12 protein-coding genes and 4 pseudogenes are annotated in these 17,362 nt (G+C 44.5%); 7 read left to right on the top strand and 9 right to left on the bottom strand.

The window, feature by feature from the left end:
* Positions 1 to 94: 94 nt before the first annotated feature.
* The 3 genes and pseudogenes from RIB93_RS00710 to RIB93_RS00700 all read left to right on the top strand — a co-directional run.
* Positions 95 to 304: pseudogene (locus RIB93_RS00710) on the top strand (ATP-binding protein); the annotation flags it as partial.
* 92 nt (positions 305 to 396) lie between these two features.
* Positions 397 to 609 (top strand): annotated as a pseudogene (locus RIB93_RS00705) (REP-associated tyrosine transposase); the annotation flags it as partial.
* 320 nt (positions 610 to 929) lie between these two features.
* On the top strand, positions 930 to 5,318 hold the full coding sequence (locus RIB93_RS00700; RefSeq protein WP_446369324.1) for a WD40 domain-containing protein: 4,389 nt from the start codon (positions 930 to 932) through the stop codon (positions 5,316 to 5,318).
* Between the two features lie 228 nt (positions 5,319 to 5,546).
* On the opposite strand, the gene RIB93_RS00695 is transcribed toward RIB93_RS00700, so the two are convergent.
* The 3 genes from RIB93_RS00695 to RIB93_RS00685 all read right to left on the bottom strand — a co-directional run bounded on the left by RIB93_RS00695 (position 5,547) and on the right by RIB93_RS00685 (position 8,721).
* Positions 5,547 to 5,900: a DUF2442 domain-containing protein gene (locus RIB93_RS00695; RefSeq protein ID WP_446369322.1), complete on the bottom strand. Its 354-nt coding sequence runs from the start codon at positions 5,898 to 5,900 to the stop codon at positions 5,547 to 5,549.
* Positions 5,901 to 6,052: 152 nt separating this feature from the next.
* Complete coding sequence (locus RIB93_RS00690) at positions 6,053 to 6,271, bottom strand: hypothetical protein (protein ID WP_446369320.1); 219 nt, start codon at positions 6,269 to 6,271, stop codon at positions 6,053 to 6,055.
* Positions 6,272 to 6,573: 302 nt separating this feature from the next.
* Positions 6,574 to 8,721 carry a polyribonucleotide nucleotidyltransferase gene (locus tag RIB93_RS00685; protein ID WP_446369318.1) on the bottom strand — a complete coding sequence of 716 codons (2,148 nt, stop codon included), beginning with the start codon at positions 8,719 to 8,721 and terminating at the stop codon, positions 6,574 to 6,576.
* 221 nt (positions 8,722 to 8,942) lie between these two features.
* Here RIB93_RS00685 and RIB93_RS00680 point away from each other — a divergent pair, with 221 nt between their 5' ends.
* Positions 8,943 to 12,113, top strand: a complete 3,171-nt coding sequence (locus tag RIB93_RS00680) for a DEAD/DEAH box helicase (protein ID WP_446369316.1) — start codon at positions 8,943 to 8,945, stop codon at positions 12,111 to 12,113.
* A 77-nt stretch (positions 12,114 to 12,190) separates the two neighbouring features.
* Here RIB93_RS00680 and RIB93_RS00675 read toward each other — a convergent pair.
* Positions 12,191 to 12,442 (bottom strand): annotated as a pseudogene (locus tag RIB93_RS00675) (YbjN domain-containing protein); the annotation flags it as partial.
* Positions 12,443 to 12,812: 370 nt separating this feature from the next.
* On the opposite strand from RIB93_RS00675, the gene RIB93_RS00670 reads away from it, so the two are divergent.
* Both RIB93_RS00670 and RIB93_RS00665 read left to right on the top strand, forming a co-directional pair.
* Positions 12,813 to 12,935 (top strand): hypothetical protein, encoded by a 123-nt coding sequence (locus RIB93_RS00670; RefSeq protein ID WP_446369314.1) that lies wholly within the window; start codon positions 12,813 to 12,815, stop codon positions 12,933 to 12,935.
* A 135-nt stretch (positions 12,936 to 13,070) separates the two neighbouring features.
* Complete coding sequence (locus RIB93_RS00665) at positions 13,071 to 13,241, top strand: hypothetical protein (protein ID WP_446369312.1); 171 nt, start codon at positions 13,071 to 13,073, stop codon at positions 13,239 to 13,241.
* Here RIB93_RS00665 and RIB93_RS00660 read toward each other — a convergent pair.
* From RIB93_RS00660 to ispG, 3 genes and pseudogenes are all read right to left on the bottom strand, one after another.
* A pseudogene (locus RIB93_RS00660) lies at positions 13,231 to 13,311 on the bottom strand (class I fructose-bisphosphate aldolase); the annotation flags it as partial. The gene RIB93_RS00665 and the pseudogene RIB93_RS00660 sit on opposite strands and share 11 nt — an antisense overlap.
* 28 nt (positions 13,312 to 13,339) lie before the next feature.
* Complete coding sequence (locus tag RIB93_RS00655; RefSeq protein WP_446369310.1) at positions 13,340 to 14,563, bottom strand: DNA adenine methylase; 1,224 nt, start codon at positions 14,561 to 14,563, stop codon at positions 13,340 to 13,342.
* A 195-nt stretch (positions 14,564 to 14,758) separates the two neighbouring features.
* Positions 14,759 to 15,976 (bottom strand): (E)-4-hydroxy-3-methylbut-2-enyl-diphosphate synthase, encoded by a 1,218-nt coding sequence (gene ispG, locus RIB93_RS00650; protein WP_446369308.1) that lies wholly within the window; start codon positions 15,974 to 15,976, stop codon positions 14,759 to 14,761.
* A gap of 243 nt (positions 15,977 to 16,219) precedes the next feature.
* Between ispG and RIB93_RS00645 the strand changes: the two genes are divergently transcribed.
* Positions 16,220 to 16,666 carry an SRPBCC family protein gene (locus RIB93_RS00645; RefSeq protein WP_446369306.1) on the top strand — a complete coding sequence of 149 codons (447 nt, stop codon included), beginning with the start codon at positions 16,220 to 16,222 and terminating at the stop codon, positions 16,664 to 16,666.
* Positions 16,667 to 16,904: 238 nt separating this feature from the next.
* On the opposite strand, the gene RIB93_RS00640 is transcribed toward RIB93_RS00645, so the two are convergent.
* Complete coding sequence (locus RIB93_RS00640; RefSeq protein ID WP_446369304.1) at positions 16,905 to 17,108, bottom strand: hypothetical protein; 204 nt, start codon at positions 17,106 to 17,108, stop codon at positions 16,905 to 16,907.
* 59 nt (positions 17,109 to 17,167) lie between these two features.
* Positions 17,168 to 17,362: hypothetical protein (locus tag RIB93_RS00635; protein ID WP_446369302.1), on the bottom strand; the 195-nt coding region annotated here is incomplete at its 5' end.

Raw genomic sequence — 17,362 nt, 5'->3', positions numbered from 1 at the left:
ATACAGTTTTTTCCTGCAAGTCGAGGTAAGTTGAGGTGTTCCCTATTCCCTGATCTCAACCGTTAACTTTAATTGTGTCCACCCACTTAAATTCATGGATATCGCGCAGTTCTATCAAGCCTGTAACCCAAGTCCCCTGAAATTTGCTAACCCCCAGGATAAGAAGTATTATATCGATTTTTCCTCGGTGCGTGGCGGCAATACAATTAAGGAAATAGGCAGAACAATTACTCGCCTATCTCCCAATAAACCGACGTGCCAATTGTTTACCGGACATATCGGTTGTGGTAAGTCTACGGAATTGCAGCACCATCAATTTATTGCTCCAGCTAGGCGTTGAAGCACTAAAGTGCTGACTACAAACAAAGCCCTATTTTAAGTGTGCTACGCCGCTATCGTCGGTTTTGGGAACACTGGATTCGAGATGAGGTTTATTTTGCAAAGCATTGCGATTATATTCATTACAATCCGGTGAAAAATGGATTGTGTTCTATTCCCCAAGAGTGGCAATTCTCCAGTCTTCATCGGTTGATGGCACAGGGGATTTATCCGCCAAATTGGGGGGTGAGTGAAGTTCCTGATTTGCCTGGGGGAATTTGGGATGAGTAGCGGATGTGGTGGGGTGTGGATTGGGTAGTGGATTCGTTAGAATTCGGTGCGTTACGCTTCGCTAACGCACCCTACGGGATACGTAATTTAAGAATAAAATTTAGCAGTTGAGGAGGTTAAGGATTAAGATGAAGATTAGGGAATTGATAGGGTTAAGCTGTTCGGCATTTAAACCTTAATATCAATAATGGCGCAATCCTTGCCGTAGTGCGAGCATCTTGCTCGCTACATCGAGCATCTTGCTCGCTACATCGAGCATCTTGCTCGCTACTAATACCCAATTTAAATGCATGACAGCTTAAGTCACATAATATTGATCCATGACTCATACGCCCCAGCCAGATGATAGTATAGCGGATAACCAGAAATCGCTAAACGCCCTCGTGCGATCGCTTCGGTTATCCCAGGGACAGTTTCGCCTAATTTTGGTGCGCTGTAATTATGGGGAATTACGACAGCGCATGGTGCAACGTCTGGGAGAAGTATCGCCTGTACCGATTCGTGAGTTGGTTTTACCGGAGTCGGTGGAGTCTCTCTACAGGTTTATCCAGACAGAATTGGCAGATGAAACACCTCAGGCTGTCATTGTATTGGGGTTGGAGTCGGTTAGGAATCTCACGGGTGTTTTCAAATCCAGTAATTATATCCGAGAGGAGTTGAGTCATAATTTTTCTTTTCCCTTGATTCTCTGGATGAATGATCCGGTTTGGCAAAGGTTGATTCGGGTAGCGCCTGATTTGGAAAGCTGGGCGACGACGGTTGAGTTTCAATGGACAACGGCGGAGTTGCTGGAGTTTTTAACCCAGGAAACTGAGAAATTATTTCGGGCTGATTTAACGATTTCTCTGGACAATTATGATGAAATTGAATTAGCCTGGACAGCGTTACAAAAGCGAGGGCAAGCGATAGCGCTAAAGTTGTCAGCTAATCTGGAATTTGTGCGCGGCTTAAGCGATTTTAAGCATCATCGATTTTATCAAGCATTAGCTCATTATCAAAATTGTCGGGATGTACTGATAGATACCCACCCTCAAGAGTCAAAACGCCAGGGTATCTTGTTTTTACATATCGCTCTCTGTTATTCCCGCAAAGCTGAACAAAATGCAGGGAAGGATGAGCAAGATTGGCGCACAAGCAGAAATTATTTTCAGGAATCGATTCAGAAATTTGCTGAAGGTCAACGATTTGATTTAATTGCCTCAACGATTCACTACTTTGCCGAAGTTCTGCGACAATTACAAGACTGGGATGATTTAAAGCATTGGGCTGAGTTAGCTCAAAGGCTGCATCAGCAGTATGGTAAGTCTCTACAAGTGGCTCAAGATTATGGCATTTTAGCAGAAGTGGCGCTAAAGCAGTCGCGCTGGCAAGAGGCAAAACAACTGGCTCAACAAGCACTGACGCTTTTAAATCAAAGTCCAGAACGTCATCCGTGTGAACAGGGGTTTTATCGGTTTATTGTAGCCAGCGCTTGTCAGTCTTTGGGGGAAATTCAAGCGGCGATTGAGCATTTAGAACAAGGGATAGAGGGAAATCAGCCAGATTATGATCCTCCGCTTTATATCAAGAGTTTGTCAATGTTGCACATCCTATATTTTGAGCAAGGATCATACCGGAAGGCATTTGAACTGAAGCAAACTAAACGGTCGATTGAATATCAATATGGATTTCAGGCGTTTGCGGGAGCGTCTCATCTCCAAGCGAAAAAGCAGTTGATTAATGTTGCGGAGACATCAACGGATAAACAAGCGATTATTGCTCAAGAAATTGCGGCTTCAGGTCGAGAAAAGTTTGTCAATGAGTTAATTCAACGAATCCGCCGAAATGACCATAAACTCACGATTATTCATGGTCAATCGGGTGTTGGGAAAAGTTCAATTATCCAGGCGGGATTAGTTCCAGCATTGAAACAACAGTTGATTGGAGAACGTGAAGCTTTGCCTGTGGTTCTCAGGGTTTATACCAATTGGGTGGAGACGTTGGGGATGGGTTTGGCAGAAGCATTAGGGGCAACATTAAATTCAACAGCAGCCATTATCCAACAATTGCGGACTAATGCAGACATTAATCGGGTAACGGTTCTTATATTTGACCAGTTTGAAGAGTTTTTCTTTATTGCCAAAGACCCAGGGAAACGACAGGAATTTTATCGGTTTTTGGCGGATTGCCTGGATATTCCCTTTGTTAAACTGATTTTGTCTCTGAGAGAAGACTATCTTCATTATCTATTGGAGTGTAATCGCCTGAACTATCTGGGAACCATCGACCATAATATTTTAGATAAAGATATTCTCTGTTATTTAGGTAACTTTACCCCAGATGAAGCTCGGTTAGTCATTGAACGGTTAACCCAACGCTCCCAGTTTTATTTAGAACCTGGATTAATCACCAAACTGGTTCAGGATTTAGCAGTTGAATTGGATTCAGTGCGTCCAATTGAATTGCAGATAGTTGGCGCACAGCTTCAGGAAGAGAAGATTACGCAGCTAGAACAGTATCGAGGATTGGGGGATAATCCTAAAGAAGTGTTAGTGAACCACTATTTAGAGGACGTTATCAAAGACTGTGGTCAAGAGAATGACAGAATTACTCGACTGGTTTTATATTGGTTAACCGATGAAAATCTAACTCGTCCCCTGAAGACACGCAGTGAGTTGAGCAAAGATTTAGATACTGTTGGGTTACAGGTGAAAGGGAGTCAATTGGATGATTTAGTTTTACCCATTTTAGTCTGTTCCGGGTTAGTGGTGCGGATACCAGAATCTCCTGATGATCGTTATCAATTGGTTCATGATTATTTAGTACCCTTTATTCGTCAAAATCAGACGACTGAACTATTAGAAGAATTGAACAGAGAAAAAGAGCAACGTCAAATTGGTGAACAACGATTTAATCAGCTTATTAAGATAGCGTTAGTGGGTTCAGTAGTGGCTGTATTTGGATTAGCTGGATTAACCTGGCAAGCTGAATCTCAAAGACAACGAGCTGAATATCAAAGACAACGAGCTGAATCTCAAAGACAACGAGCTGAAAAACTTCAAATTGGTCAAAGTGATAGTCTCAGTCGATATTCCGAGGAACTTTTCAACCAAGATAAAATATTTGATGCTCTAATAGCTAGTTTACGTGCAGGAATACCTCTGAAGCAGATATCTGAAAAACAGGTTGCTCCTTCAGCAAAAGTACGAGTTGCAAATGTACTCAGACAGGCAGTTAAGCGTGTGAGGGAGTACAACCGCTTAGAAAAACATGATTCGTGGGTAAATAGTGTCAGTTTCAGCCCCGATGGTAAAATCTTAGCCTCTGGCAGTGATAATAAGACAATCAAATTGTGGGATTTAGAAACAGGCAATGTTACTACTATAAATGGACATAATTTGTCGGTAAATAGTGTCAGTTTCAGCCCCGATGGTAAAATCTTAGCTTCTGGCAGTGATGATAAGACAATTAAATTGTGGAATCTAGAGACAGGCGAAGTTATTTCTACCCTAAATGGACATACTTCAGCGGTATTTAGTGTCAGTTTCAGCCCCGATGGTAAAATCTTAGCCTCTGGTAGTGATGATAAGACAATTAAACTGTGGAATCTAGAGACAGGCGAAGCTATTTCTACCCTAAATGGACATACTTCAGCGGTATTTAGTGTAGATTTTAACCCAGATAGTAAAACATTAATTTCTGGAAGTTATGATAAGACAGTTAAGCTGTGGAATCTAGAGGCAGGCGAAGTTATTGCTACCCTAAATGGACATACTTCAGCGGTATTTAGTGTAAATTTTAACCCCGACAGTACAACCGTAGCTTCTGGTAGTCAGGATAATACAATTAAATTGTGGAATCTAGAAACAGGCGAAGTTATTGCTACCCTAAATGGACATACTTCAGCGGTATTTAGTGTAGATTTTAGCCCCGACAGTGCAACCTTAGCTTCTGGTAGTCAGGATAATACGATTAAACTGTGGAATCTAGAAACAGGTAAAACTATTTACACTCTTGCCGGACATAATTTATGGGTTAATAGTGTCCGTTTTAGCCCCGACAGTGCAACCTTAGCTTCTGGAAGTCAGGATAATACAATTAAACTGTGGAATCTAGAAACAGGTAAAGCTATTTTTACTCTAAATGGACATACTTCAGCAGTATTTAGGGTTAGTTTCAGCCCCGATGGTAAAACTTTAGCCTCTGGTAGTCATGATAATACGATTAAACTATGGAATATAGAGACAGGCGAAGTTATTGCTACCCTAAATGGACATGAGTCGTCGGTAAATAGTGTCAGTTTTAGCCCCGATGCTAAAACCTTAGCTTCTGGTAGTAGAGATAATACAATTAAACTGTGGAATCTAGAAACAGGTGAAGCTATTGCTACTCTCTCCGGACATGATTTACCAATCACTAGTGTCAGTTTCAGCCCCGATGGTAAAACCTTAGCCTCTGGTAGTGGAGATAATACAATTAAACTATGGAATATAGAAACATTGGAAGCAATTGCTACTCTCTCCGGACATGATTTATCAGTCATTAGTGTCAGTTTCAGCCCCGATGGTAAAATCTTAGCCTCTGGTAGTCAAGATAAAACAATTAAACTGTGGAATCTGGATTTAGATGACTTACTGATACAGGGTTGTAATTGGGTGCGAGATTATCTCAAAACTAACCCCAACGTGAATGAAAGCGATCGCACTCTCTGCGACGGCATTTATAATTAGCTTAATTCGTGAGACTAATCCTCCTTATCTTCTAAGCTGTCATGCATTTAAATTTGGTATTAGTAGCGAGCAAGATGCTCGCACTACAGGGATTGCGCCATTATTGATATTAAGGTTTAAATGCCGAACAGCTTATCCCAGACTCCGCACTTCAGTTCAAAATAAATTGACGTTTTAATACTCTATTTCCTAGCACGCTTCGTGCTGACTACAAACAAACATCGCGCCCTAACTTACCTTCATCTTAATCTGAGCCATCCACGCCGCCGTGCCAAAGACACCTGCCAAAAGCTGCGGAACACTGAAATCTGCATCCAGTTTTTCCCAATGCAACCCATCCCCCGATGGCGTCACTTCAACCTCAGCTAAATCCTCTGGAGAGGCATCGGCTAACCCTTGCGCTAATGCTGGGGGAAAGCTAAACGTCGCCCCACTCTTCAAATTAATTACCACGCGATCGCGACTTGGGTCATAATACGCCGACTCCGCCCTCGGTTCAACAGCATTGGCAACGGCTGCGACTTCTCTGGCTTTTGCGATCGCGGCTTTTAGCCTTGTCTCATCCCAACCTGAATTAACCATGAATTTCCTCCCATTTTTTGAGTAGTTCTATTTTGACAGGTAGGCAAACGATTGTTTTTATCATGAACGGAGACTGAGATAACCTAAGAAATATATGTTACATATTTGCGTGACTGAGCGATCGCGCTCTGTGCGACGGCATCGGTAATTAGTTAAGTGAAATTTAAATTAGTAAAACTAAGTCGAATCGGTTGGCTTTTTTTGACCTCAATCAGGGGATAAAATTTCTTTTCGCCTTCGCTGACAGGATAGTTTCGTCCCACTGTCCAGGAACGAATCGTTGCAGCGGGAATTTTCAGGTAGCGGGCGGCGTCCCCAATGCTGTAGTTAGAGATATCTCTGGGATTTTTACCACCATAGATATCGTTCATCAAGATAATCAGCGCAGAATCAGATCTTGTAAGTAGTCGGACAAAAGTAAAGTTAACGGTGGAGATTAGGCAACAGGCAACAGTCAACAGTAAGGGTTTATCGAGCGGACTGGATCAGAGTTTTAGTCCATTTTCATAGACTTAAGCTGAATGCTACTGACTTAAGGTTGGTGGGCAATGCCCACCCTACTCAAGTCAGAATTGAGCGGACTGGATCAGAGTTTTAGTCCATTTTAATGGACTTAAGCTTTTAGCCAAGAACTTGAGTTCTTGGCGGATGCTGCGGCTAACTCCAAAACCCTCTAAGTAGTCGCTGCTGCACGCGCTGCGGCTGCTTCATCGGGATGAATGCCCAAACGAGTCAGATTAATCCGACCTTTGTTGTCAATTTCGCGAACTTTCACAATCACTTCATCGCCAACAGCAACCTCATCTTCCACCTTACCGACACGATAATCTGCCAGTTGGGAAATGTGAATCATTCCCTCTTTTCCAGGTAACACTTCCACAAAGGCACCAATGGGAATAATCCGAGTCACGCGCCCCGCATAAACATCCCCTTCTTCTAAGCGACGAGTCATCCCTTGAATCAGGGTAATCGCTTTCTTTGCCTTTTCCCCTTCAACCGCAGAAACCGTAATTGTGCCATCATCATCAATATCGACCTTGGCACCGGTTTGTTCGGTAATCCCTTTAATCGTCTTACCGCCAGGACCAATCACCAACCCAATCAAGTCAGGATCAATCTTCATCGTCAGCAAGCGTGGGGCAAACGCCGACAAATCAGGACGGGGTTTGTCAATTGTCGCCAGCATCTTTTCTAAGATGTGCAGTCGCGCTGGTTTGGCTTGTTCAATCGCTTTGGCAACGATTTCCATGGGCAGCCCGGTGATTTTCATGTCCATTTGTAACGCGGTAATTCCGCTATCCGTTCCCGCGACTTTGAAATCCATGTCGCCCAAAAAGTCTTCAATTCCTTGAATATCAGTGAGAATCCGGACTTCCGTGCCTTCCTTAATCAATCCCATCGCCGCACCACTGACAGGCTTGGTAATCGGCACCCCAGCATCCATTAAGCCTAGCGTCGATCCACACACCGAACCCATCGAGGTTGAACCATTGGAGGAAAGCACCTCCGATACCACCCGAATCACATAGGGAAAGACATTTTGCGGCGGCAAAACTGGAGTAATCGCCCGTTCAGCTAACGCCCCGTGACCGATTTCCCGGCGTCCCGGCGATCGCATGGGTTTGGTTTCCCCCACAGAAAAGGGCGGAAAGTTATAGTGGTGCAGGTAACGCTTCTCTTCTTCTGGATTCAAATCATCCAACATTTGAGCATCCCCAGGGGTTCCCAACGTCACCGTAGACAGGACTTGAGTCAAGCCTCGGTTAAATAAACCACTGCCATGAACACGAGAGGGCAATAGACCCACTTGACAAGACACCGGACGTACCTCATCCAGTTTACGCCCATCGACGCGCACCCCGTCCTCGACAATTTGCGATCGCATCAGCTTCTTAGTCAAGCTTTTGAACACACGGCTGAGCAGTCGATCATCAGTCGCCGCCACACGCAGGGGATCATCCTCTGGACGTTCAGCGATGGGAGCGAGAATTTCCTTTTCCTTGATCTCATCCAAGGCTTCATCGCGATCATGCTTATCGAAGTCAAACTGAGACAAAACTTTCTTAATCGGTTTCGTCGCGCGATCGCGGATAAAATCTTCCAGTTCCGATGAGGTTTCTGGCGCTTCGGCTTGGATAATCTCAATTCCCAACTCTTTGAGCAGGTTTTCCTGAGCCGCAATTAAATCCTGTACGGCTTCGTAGCCAAATTCAATCGCCTCAATAATATCCCGTTCTGGCAGTTGATTCGCCCCGGCTTCCACCATAATCACGCCTTGGGGAGAACCCGCCACCACCAAATCTAGATCACCATTGTCGATTTCGCGGTAAGTTGGATTAATAATGAAATCATCTCCAACTAGCCCCACCCGTACTGCTGCCATGGGACCATAGAATGGGATTTGTGCTTGCAGCACTGCTACTGATGCCCCAGTTACCGCCAACACATCCGGTGGCACTTGTTCATCCATAGACAAGGTTGTTGCTACGATCTGAATATCATCCCGTAGCCAATTGGGAAACAAGGGGCGTAATGGGCGGTCAATCAGACGGCTGGTGAGTGTTACTTTTTCCGGAGGACGCCCTTCTCGTCGCAGAAACCCTCCCGGAATTCGACCGGCTGCATACAGTCTTTCTTCGTAGTCTACTAATAAGGGGAGAAAATCGATGCCTTCTCGACCCGCTGAGCGAGTCGCCGTGACTAAAACCGCTGTATCTCCTGACTCAATTAGTACAGATCCCCCAGCTTGGGGTGCTAGTAGACCGGCTCTTAGCCGAATATCCCGTCCATCAAAGGATATTGATTTGTCTAACTCTACCATTTGGTTCGTTACCCTTCTCTCTTTATCACGTTTTTTTCTCTGTCGCAATCCTAGCATTTATGGAATAATGATGCTTTGAGAAGGGATTTGAGTGTGTAGGGGCGGGTAATGGGAATTTATTGGCGCTGTTGACGATAACTTTTGTTCAAAACCCGCCGCTATTAAGTGTTGAGTGTTGAGCCTTCGCTTCACTAGTCGGACATTTTCATTTTTCTATAAACATGGCAATATTACATGGTAGTTGGATTACTGGCGAATCTGATAATTATTTATTTATTTGGGGAGAACAATGGCGTCCTTTAGCCTCTGTTGACTCTGCCGCCAAGACGGGGATTATGCCCCATCCTTTTGCAATGACACAAGCAGAGTTAAGCGAATTTTTAAGCGATCGCGGTTTAACCCTTGCAAAACCAGGAACCGGAAAAAGCCACAGAGATACGGAGAGTGCGATCGCCTCCTGGCAAACCCAAGTCTTCGTATTACCTACTCACCCCGCAGATGCCAAGACATCAGCCTACCCGATTCTTTCTGCCCAACTCCCGACAGACGAGACAGACTCTTCATCCCTAGAACTGCACCCCTGGAACGTTGCTGGCTACTGTCTCACTCCCTCAGCAGCCCTCCCCTTTCTGCAATCTCTGCCCTTAGGGGGATTCAATGTTGCCGATAATTACGTCGGATCAGATTTACGATTTTGGACTCATGTCTATCGCTGGAGTTTAGACTTACTGACTCGGTGTAAATTTTTACCTGGACTCTATCGCCAACCCAACGGTAAAGCAATCGCCTACTGGCAACCCCTGATCGACAGCGCCACCGATCAAGCCCGGTTAGCCGAGTTTACCCAATCCATGCCCTTAGCTTGTCAGGCGTATGAGGACAATGTAGAGACGTTGCATGCAACGTCTCTACATCCCCAATCAACAATCCTGAACTTTTTAAGACACGCCATTGATATTCAGGTGCAAAATTGGGTCGAGTCGCTATCACCCCCAACTGCTACCTCACCCATACCTGAATGGCTGCAAGCCCTGTGTAGCGCCAAGGAGAACCTAGATGTCGAACCGATGGCGATCGCCCGTTTAGATACAGCACTCTCCACTTGGACAACCTCGATTCAACAGCATCTGGTGACTCCCACCACCCAAGGCTTAACCCAAAATCTCTTCCGCACCTGCTTAGTCTTGCAACCACCAGAACCCGATGAAGCCAACTGGCGGCTTGACTTTTACTTGCAAGCCATGGACGATCCTGATTTATTAGTCGATGCCAAAACGATTTGGCGGCATCCTATCGAACAATTAGACTATCACGGGCGAATCATTGAACAGCCCCAGGAAACCTTACTCAAAGGATTAGGATTAGCCTCTCGCCTTTATCCTCCCCTAGAAGCCAGCTTACACGAACGCTGTCCTCGATTCTGTGAACTTAACCCTGTCCAAGTGTATGAATTTATCAAAGCCAGCGCATGGCAACTGCAAGACAGTGGTTTGGGGATTATCTTACCCCCAGGATTAGCCCCCGGATCAGGAGAAAAACGCCTCGGCATTAGTATTACCGCAGAAGCACCCAAATCCAAAAAAGACGAACGTTTGGGGTTACAAAGCCTGCTGAAATTTAAATGGGATTTGGCAATTGGTGATACAAAACTCTCCAAATCCGAATTCCAGCGCTTGATGTCTCTCAAATCCCCCTTAGTTGAAGTTAATGGCGAATGGATTGCCCTGCAACCTGCGGATGCACGGGCGGCGCAAACCATCATGAAAGCGTCCAAGGAAGATATGAGTTTGTCAGTCGAAGACGCCTTACGACTGGCGACAGGCGATACCAAAACATTAGGAAAACTGCCCGTTGTTCACTTTGAAGCATCCGGGGCGCTGCAAAAATTAATCACCAATTTAACCGGAAATCGTACCATTGAACCCATTGACGTTCCCCAAGACTTTAACGGCACATTACGCCCATATCAACTTCGAGGAGCCAGTTGGTTAGCCTTTTTAGAACGCTGGGGGTTAGGGGCTTGTTTAGCTGACGATATGGGATTGGGTAAAACCATTCAGTTTATTGCTTTTATGCTTTATTTAAAAGAACAAGATGTTCTAGAATCGCCCACATTATTAGTCTGTCCCACATCCGTACTGGGAAACTGGGAACGGGAAGTGAAAAAATTTGCCCCGACGCTTAAAGCTATTGTCCACCACGGCGATAAACGCTCAAAAGGCAAGACATTTGCTAAAGCAGTGAAGACCAAGGATTTGGTAATTACCAGTTATCCCTTAGTGTATCGAGATGCTGCAACCCTGGAATCGGTATCCTGGCAAGGTGTCGTATTAGATGAAGCGCAGAACGTCAAAAACCCAGGGGCAAAACAGTCGCAAGCCGTGCGAAAACTGTCAACAGAATTTCGCATTGCCTTAACCGGAACTCCTGTAGAAAACCGCTTATCGGAATTGTGGTCAATTTTAGATTTTCTCAATCCCCAATATTTAGGCGATCGCCAATTTTTTCAACGGCGTTTTGCGATGCCAATTGAGAAGTTTGGCGACAGAGATTCCTTACAAACTTTGCGATCGCTGGTGCAACCGTTTATTCTGCGCCGTCTGAAAACTGATAAGACCATTATTCAGGATTTACCGGAAAAACAGGAGATGACGGTATTCTGTGGACTCGCCGCCGAACAAGCCGCCCTGTATCAGAAACTGGTGGATGAATCATTGGTAGATATTGAAGCGGCAGAGGGAATTAAGCGCAAAGGATTAATTTTAACCTTGCTGATGCGACTCAAACAAGTTTGTAATCATCCCGCTCAGTTATTAAAAGAGAAAGCCTTAAAAGACGCCAAGCGTTCTGGGAAATTACTGCGGTTACAGGAAATGTTAGAGGAAGCCATTTCAGAAGGCGATCGCGCGTTAATTTTCACCCAGTTTGCGGAATGGGGGAAACTGTTGAAACCCTATTTGGCAAAACAATTTGATCAGGAAATCTTGTTCCTCTATGGCGCAACTCGCAAGAAGCAACGGGAGGAAATGATTGACCGTTTCCAAAATGACCCCGAAGGACCCCCGATTCTGATTCTGTCCTTAAAAGCGGGAGGAACCGGACTAAATTTGACCCGGGCAAATCATGTTTTCCACATTGATCGCTGGTGGAATCCGGCGGTGGAGAATCAGGCGACCGATCGGGCGTTTCGTATTGGTCAAACTCGTAACGTACAGGTGCATAAGTTTGTCTGCACGGGAACGCTGGAAGAACGGATTAATGACATGATTGAAAGTAAGAAGCAGTTGGCAGAACAGACGGTAGAAGCGGGTGAAAACTGGGTCACGGATATGGATACCGATCAGTTGCGATCGCTGCTATTGCTTGATCGCACGGCGGTAATTGATGAGTAAGGGAGGAGTGCGATCGCGGATTGGCGGATTGTCGGATAAGTCAGGATTCGATTTGTGCGTGAAGCGAAGCTATCGCGTTAGCGAATCGCCTCTTCGGGTGATGTTTTGCTAGAAATCACGGCTTCAATACCCGAAAGGTATTGATCCATCGTTAAGACATTGGTGTAAACCAACTGTTTCAATGTTTCTTCAGTCAGAAAGGTATCCTTAATATCAATGCTAGTTTTGTAGCGAATTTCACCTGTGTTGAAGTCTAGTTCAAAGTTACCGATAATCATGCCAAAGTTAGCACGACAAACAAACTCTCCTAACTGCTTGCGCTTCTTCTGAGGAACTTTAACTGGACAGAGAGAATTTCTGCTTTGAGGTTAAATAATGCTTCAGTATCAATCCGTCGATATACTCCTGGGCTAACTTTGAAAGTTAAATGGCATTGTGTAGTATTCTCATCCCACCCAGCAATTGCTAGTTCTAACCTTGAAACCGTGTCACGCATATCCTTTTTACTGCCTCTCCTTTCTACTTCCTCTATGTATAGAATTCTGAAGGGGATAACATTTTTGCACTTCATAGTGTTTTGTTTCGGTTCTCTATTGAGATTCTTATCCTTTGTATAGGTACGCATTGCTTCTACTCTTCATTCTTAACGTAAACTTATTTGTTTACATCATGCTGCAACTCAAAATCAGGTGAATCCCAATGTCAGAAGACTTTATCCCCGATATCCTCGAAACGCTTACCGTTCCCCCCTCTCCATCAGCCACACCAAAACCCACCCCCCGCCGTGAACCTGTCAAAATCTCGATTATTGGCTCTCGCTGAGGCGTGAACAGCATCATTCGCACTTTGTACCGCCTCCGATTCGCCGAAGTGATGGAGTGGAGTCCCTTGCAGCCTACAGGCAATCCTGGGGAATTTGTGAGTATGTTGATTCGGCAGATTTCTACCTATTAAGGAATGTCTCTAATACCGACGAAAGTCGGGGCGGGTTTAGTCAGTGATGGGTGTCACCGAAACGGTAATGGTGAAACCCGCCCCTACAAACGCACCCGCAACTTGCCCTCTTCAGCTATCCGCGTCAAAATGAAGAAAAGTGCGATCGCACTGTCGGATAAGTCATCATCTTGAGAAACGGTGTCCCGTCTTTGGTCGATTGGCGAATCGTTTCATCATAGAGAATCGCGCCACTGATGTAATTCTCCTGATATTAACTCTTGATAAATTAGCTAAAACTCTTTCCATGTCGCATAAACACAGTATTCAAACAGTTCTTTCTTGCTGTTTCGCTTGCGAACAATGTTACTACCAATATTGGTATATCCAAGTTGGTGTAAGGATTCTTCCAAAAGTTTTTCCGTATTAACCGAAATCCCATAGAACGAAGAATTACCGACAATGTATGAAAGCACTGCATTATCCTGTAAGTTGTGACGCAAATTATCTAAATGCAAGTGCAGATCATAGAAATATTTCTTGACATACTTTGCCATAAGCTGAGCATTCTTATTTTCTGATTCCCCAATTTGGGAAACAATCCTGTTCAACGAAGCTGACCATTCGATTTCATTAGAGTCCCAATTCTGTAATCTACTCGTCGCCACCCCCCACGTTCCTCCAATAGCTTGCCAGTCTATCTCACCTGCTTCTTTGGCAGTATCTAGAAACTTTGTCCAATACATATACGGACGAAGTTCACGGATATAACTCATCCGGTTGGGGTAAGGTGGTGAGGTTACGACATGAGCATATTTCATGTCATTGGATACAGAGTACCGGGAATCAGCATAAAATACCGTTGCTTTACCCGCTAAAGGGTGACTAATACTATTAATTATCGCTTCCACAATAATTTGGTAAAGCGGTTCAATTTGTTCAACTTCATACCGAGTAACTTGCTCATGAAACGACATAGACACATGATTAAAGGCAGCGGAAGAGGTTTCAATCACTAAACGGCAAAAAGCCACCCATGCCAACGAAGAAACATCCCCTTCTTTCGGTTCACCAAATTCGCTGACCAAGGCTTGTCGAAGTGCTGCTATAATTTTTAATGTATGGGTACTCCACCAGCGAGTAATATTATAAATATTAGGAGTCCAGCACTCTTGGTTGATCAGACCTTTACATTGATAAATGGTTCTTTTAATTCTCTGATTCAAGTCATCCAGTTCCGAGACCGAATAATTCCGGCATTTGGCATTACCCAGCCAGATCAGAAATTGATTAATATCTAAACAATGAGCTTGTAATCCCTGTTCAGCAGCAACTAAACCCGTTGTAGCTGTCCCAGAGAAAGGGTCAAGGATGAATGATTCAGAGGGAATCTTGTCAATAATCTCTGACACTAATTTGACTGAGTAGGCAGGGGTGAGTCGTAACCATCCATGCCGTCCAAGTTTTTGGTTGTATTTAAAGGTATAATCTGACCTTTGCTTAACCTTAAGAGCCATTATTCAGCACTCAGCAATGTTTCCAGAACCTCATGGATCTCATGCTTAATATTATCTGATTTTCTCTGAAGAAAATCTGCCTGGTGCTTGGCGAACTTTTAAGGATGCTCGCCATTATTAACATTAAGGTTTAAATGCCGAACAGCCTAGGATTAATGTGATTTTAGGGGTACGATATATCGTACCCCAATCAACTTAGGGATCGATCCAACGATCATCCGCTTTAATCAAATTAATTAACTCGTCCACTCCCTGAGCTTCCGGCACCTTTTTAATCTCCTCCCGTCCGCGATACAGGGAAATATAACCCGGTTGCTTACCTACATAACCGTAATCCGCATCTGCCATCTCCCCCGGACCATTAACAATACAACCCATCACGGCAATATCTAAACCCGTCAGGTGTTTCGTTGCTTCCCGAACTTCGTGCAGTACGTCTTCTAAATTAAACAAGGTGCGACCGCAGGATGGACAAGCGACATATTCCACCATGGTTTTCCGCAGTCCCAACGCCTGGAGAATGCTATAGCAAACCGGAATTTCTTTTTCTGGGGCTTCTGTCAGAGAAACACGAATGGTATCGCCAATTCCTTCGGCTAATAGCGTACCAATACCCGCTGTAGACTTAATCCGTCCATATTCCCCATCACCAGCTTCTGTGACACCCAGATGCAAGGGGTAATCCATCCCCAACTCATCCATGCGTCGTACCATTAACCGATACGCCGCCAGCATGACGGGAACACGGGAGGCTTTCAGGGAAATCACCAAATTGCGGAAGTCGAGGGATTCACAGATTCGGATAAATTCCAGCGCTGATTCCACCATTCCTTCCGGGGTATCGCCGTAGGTAAATAGCATCCGTTCAGCCAAGGAACCGTGATTCACCCCGATTCGCATCGCTTTCCCTTGGTCGCGTAGAGAAATGACGAGGGGTGCTAAAGTTTCCTTGATCTTTGCGCCAATTTGTTCAAATTCAGCTTGAGTATACTCCGTGCGATCGCTCTTTGGTTTCTCAAAGACATATAACCCTGGATTGATCCGTACTTTATCCACATGCTTGGCGACTTCTAGGGCTATTTTCATCCCGTTGTGGTGAACATCCGCCACCAAGGGAACATTTTGGTACGTCTGAATCAGCTTCTGCTTGATTTGGGCGAGGGCTTTGGCGTGCGCCATACTGGGAACCGTGACTCGGACTATCTCACAGCCAATTTCATGCAAGCGGCGAATCCCAGCCACTGAACCCTCAAGATCTAAGGTATCTTCATTAATCATCGACTGCACCACCACCGGATGTCCGCCCCCAATCGTGACATTCCCAACGGGTACTGGGCGGGTTTGGCGACGGTGGATAACGGTATCCAATGCTGGGGGTTTTGGGGCTGTTTGAGGAGTTGGAAGTGTTTGCATAACCTATAGGGATAATTTCTCTAGCTAAACTATCTGTCTGTATTTTCTCTATTCTCCCAGATTGCCACAGTTGGGGCGTTTTTGGGTTAAGGCAACAGAAAGTGCGATCGCGTTTGGTAGTGTTAACGTAGGCTATAACTAGCCATAGCTGCTAAAAATAGGGATTTGCAGTGCCACGCCTGGTGATGGTACTGCGTATGATATCATATCAGTTCTCCTGCTCACGCTGTAGGACAAGAAATCATGAAAAGCTTTTCAATAACAAAAAACTTGTTTATTAATGCACCGCCAAGTTTATTCTTTGACACGTTAACAAATTCAGAAAAGATTATCCAATATTATCCTTTGAAAGAAGTTATATCCGATTGGCAAGTTGGTAGTGATATTATCCTTAAAGGAAACAATAACGGTGAAGACTTTATTGATTATGGTAAAATTGATATCTTAACCCCTAATCAGAAGTTTCAGTATACATATTGGAGCGACAATCACGGTACAGATAGAACGCCAGAAAACCAGTTGACTATTTGTTACACTCTTGATGAAGTTGACCGGGGAACGAATCTTAAACTAGAACATACCAACTTAAAGTCTGAGCAAATGTACTCTGAAATGCTTAAAGTTTGGGATTTATTACTGTCGAGCTTAAAGAATTTTGTAGAATCAGGTCAACTCAAAAACAGAGAATAGTAAATAATTAATGTCCTTGACAACCTGTAACTCAGTTAACAAAAATTTATGTCTATATACTTATTTATCATCATTCCCATCCTCTCTCCTAACTGAATCCTGAATTCTAAGTTGCCGTGGGGTGGACAAAAGCAACACGCTTTACTCTCAGAGGGGGTAACGGTTATAACTCTTGCCCACCTTACATGACATTGGCTGATGGAGACTGGTGCAATACGTGAGTTTAATCCAATTTTAACTACTCCGGAAAATCGGGAATCACCCACTTAGGTGGTTCCATCAGTTTCTTCCGTCGCGCCTCCTCAGCTATCTCATACATTTTATCCAATGACGTCTCATTGATAAATGTTGAGGCTTTAGCCGCATACTCCTTGTGGGGACATTTATCACCCAATATACAACCGTTAACGCAGGCTTCAGCACAGTTTATGGTAGGTTCCATAGGTTCCACTTCTGAACTCCTTATTTCCAGCTTCGTCGGACAATTTTAAACGCTATATCCTATTTCTCTATATTTACAAATTTTAATGCATTTAGCCACTTCTGGAGAATATATAGGGGCTGCTGAATAAGTGTTGTGGTGAGGGGGAGCTGGGGAAGCTGGGGAAGCTGGGGGAGCTGGGGGAGCAAGGGTACATTTTCCCTGAGCAAGGTGATGCCATACTTATGAAGGATGCTACCCCATTTCCTTGCACT

Source organism: Coleofasciculus sp. D1-CHI-01, from assembly GCF_040218875.1.
Lineage (GTDB): Bacteria > Cyanobacteriota > Cyanobacteriia > Cyanobacteriales > Coleofasciculaceae > Coleofasciculus.
The sequence above is the reverse complement of the archived record's forward strand: the minus strand, read 5'-3'. Positions and strand labels throughout refer to the sequence as shown.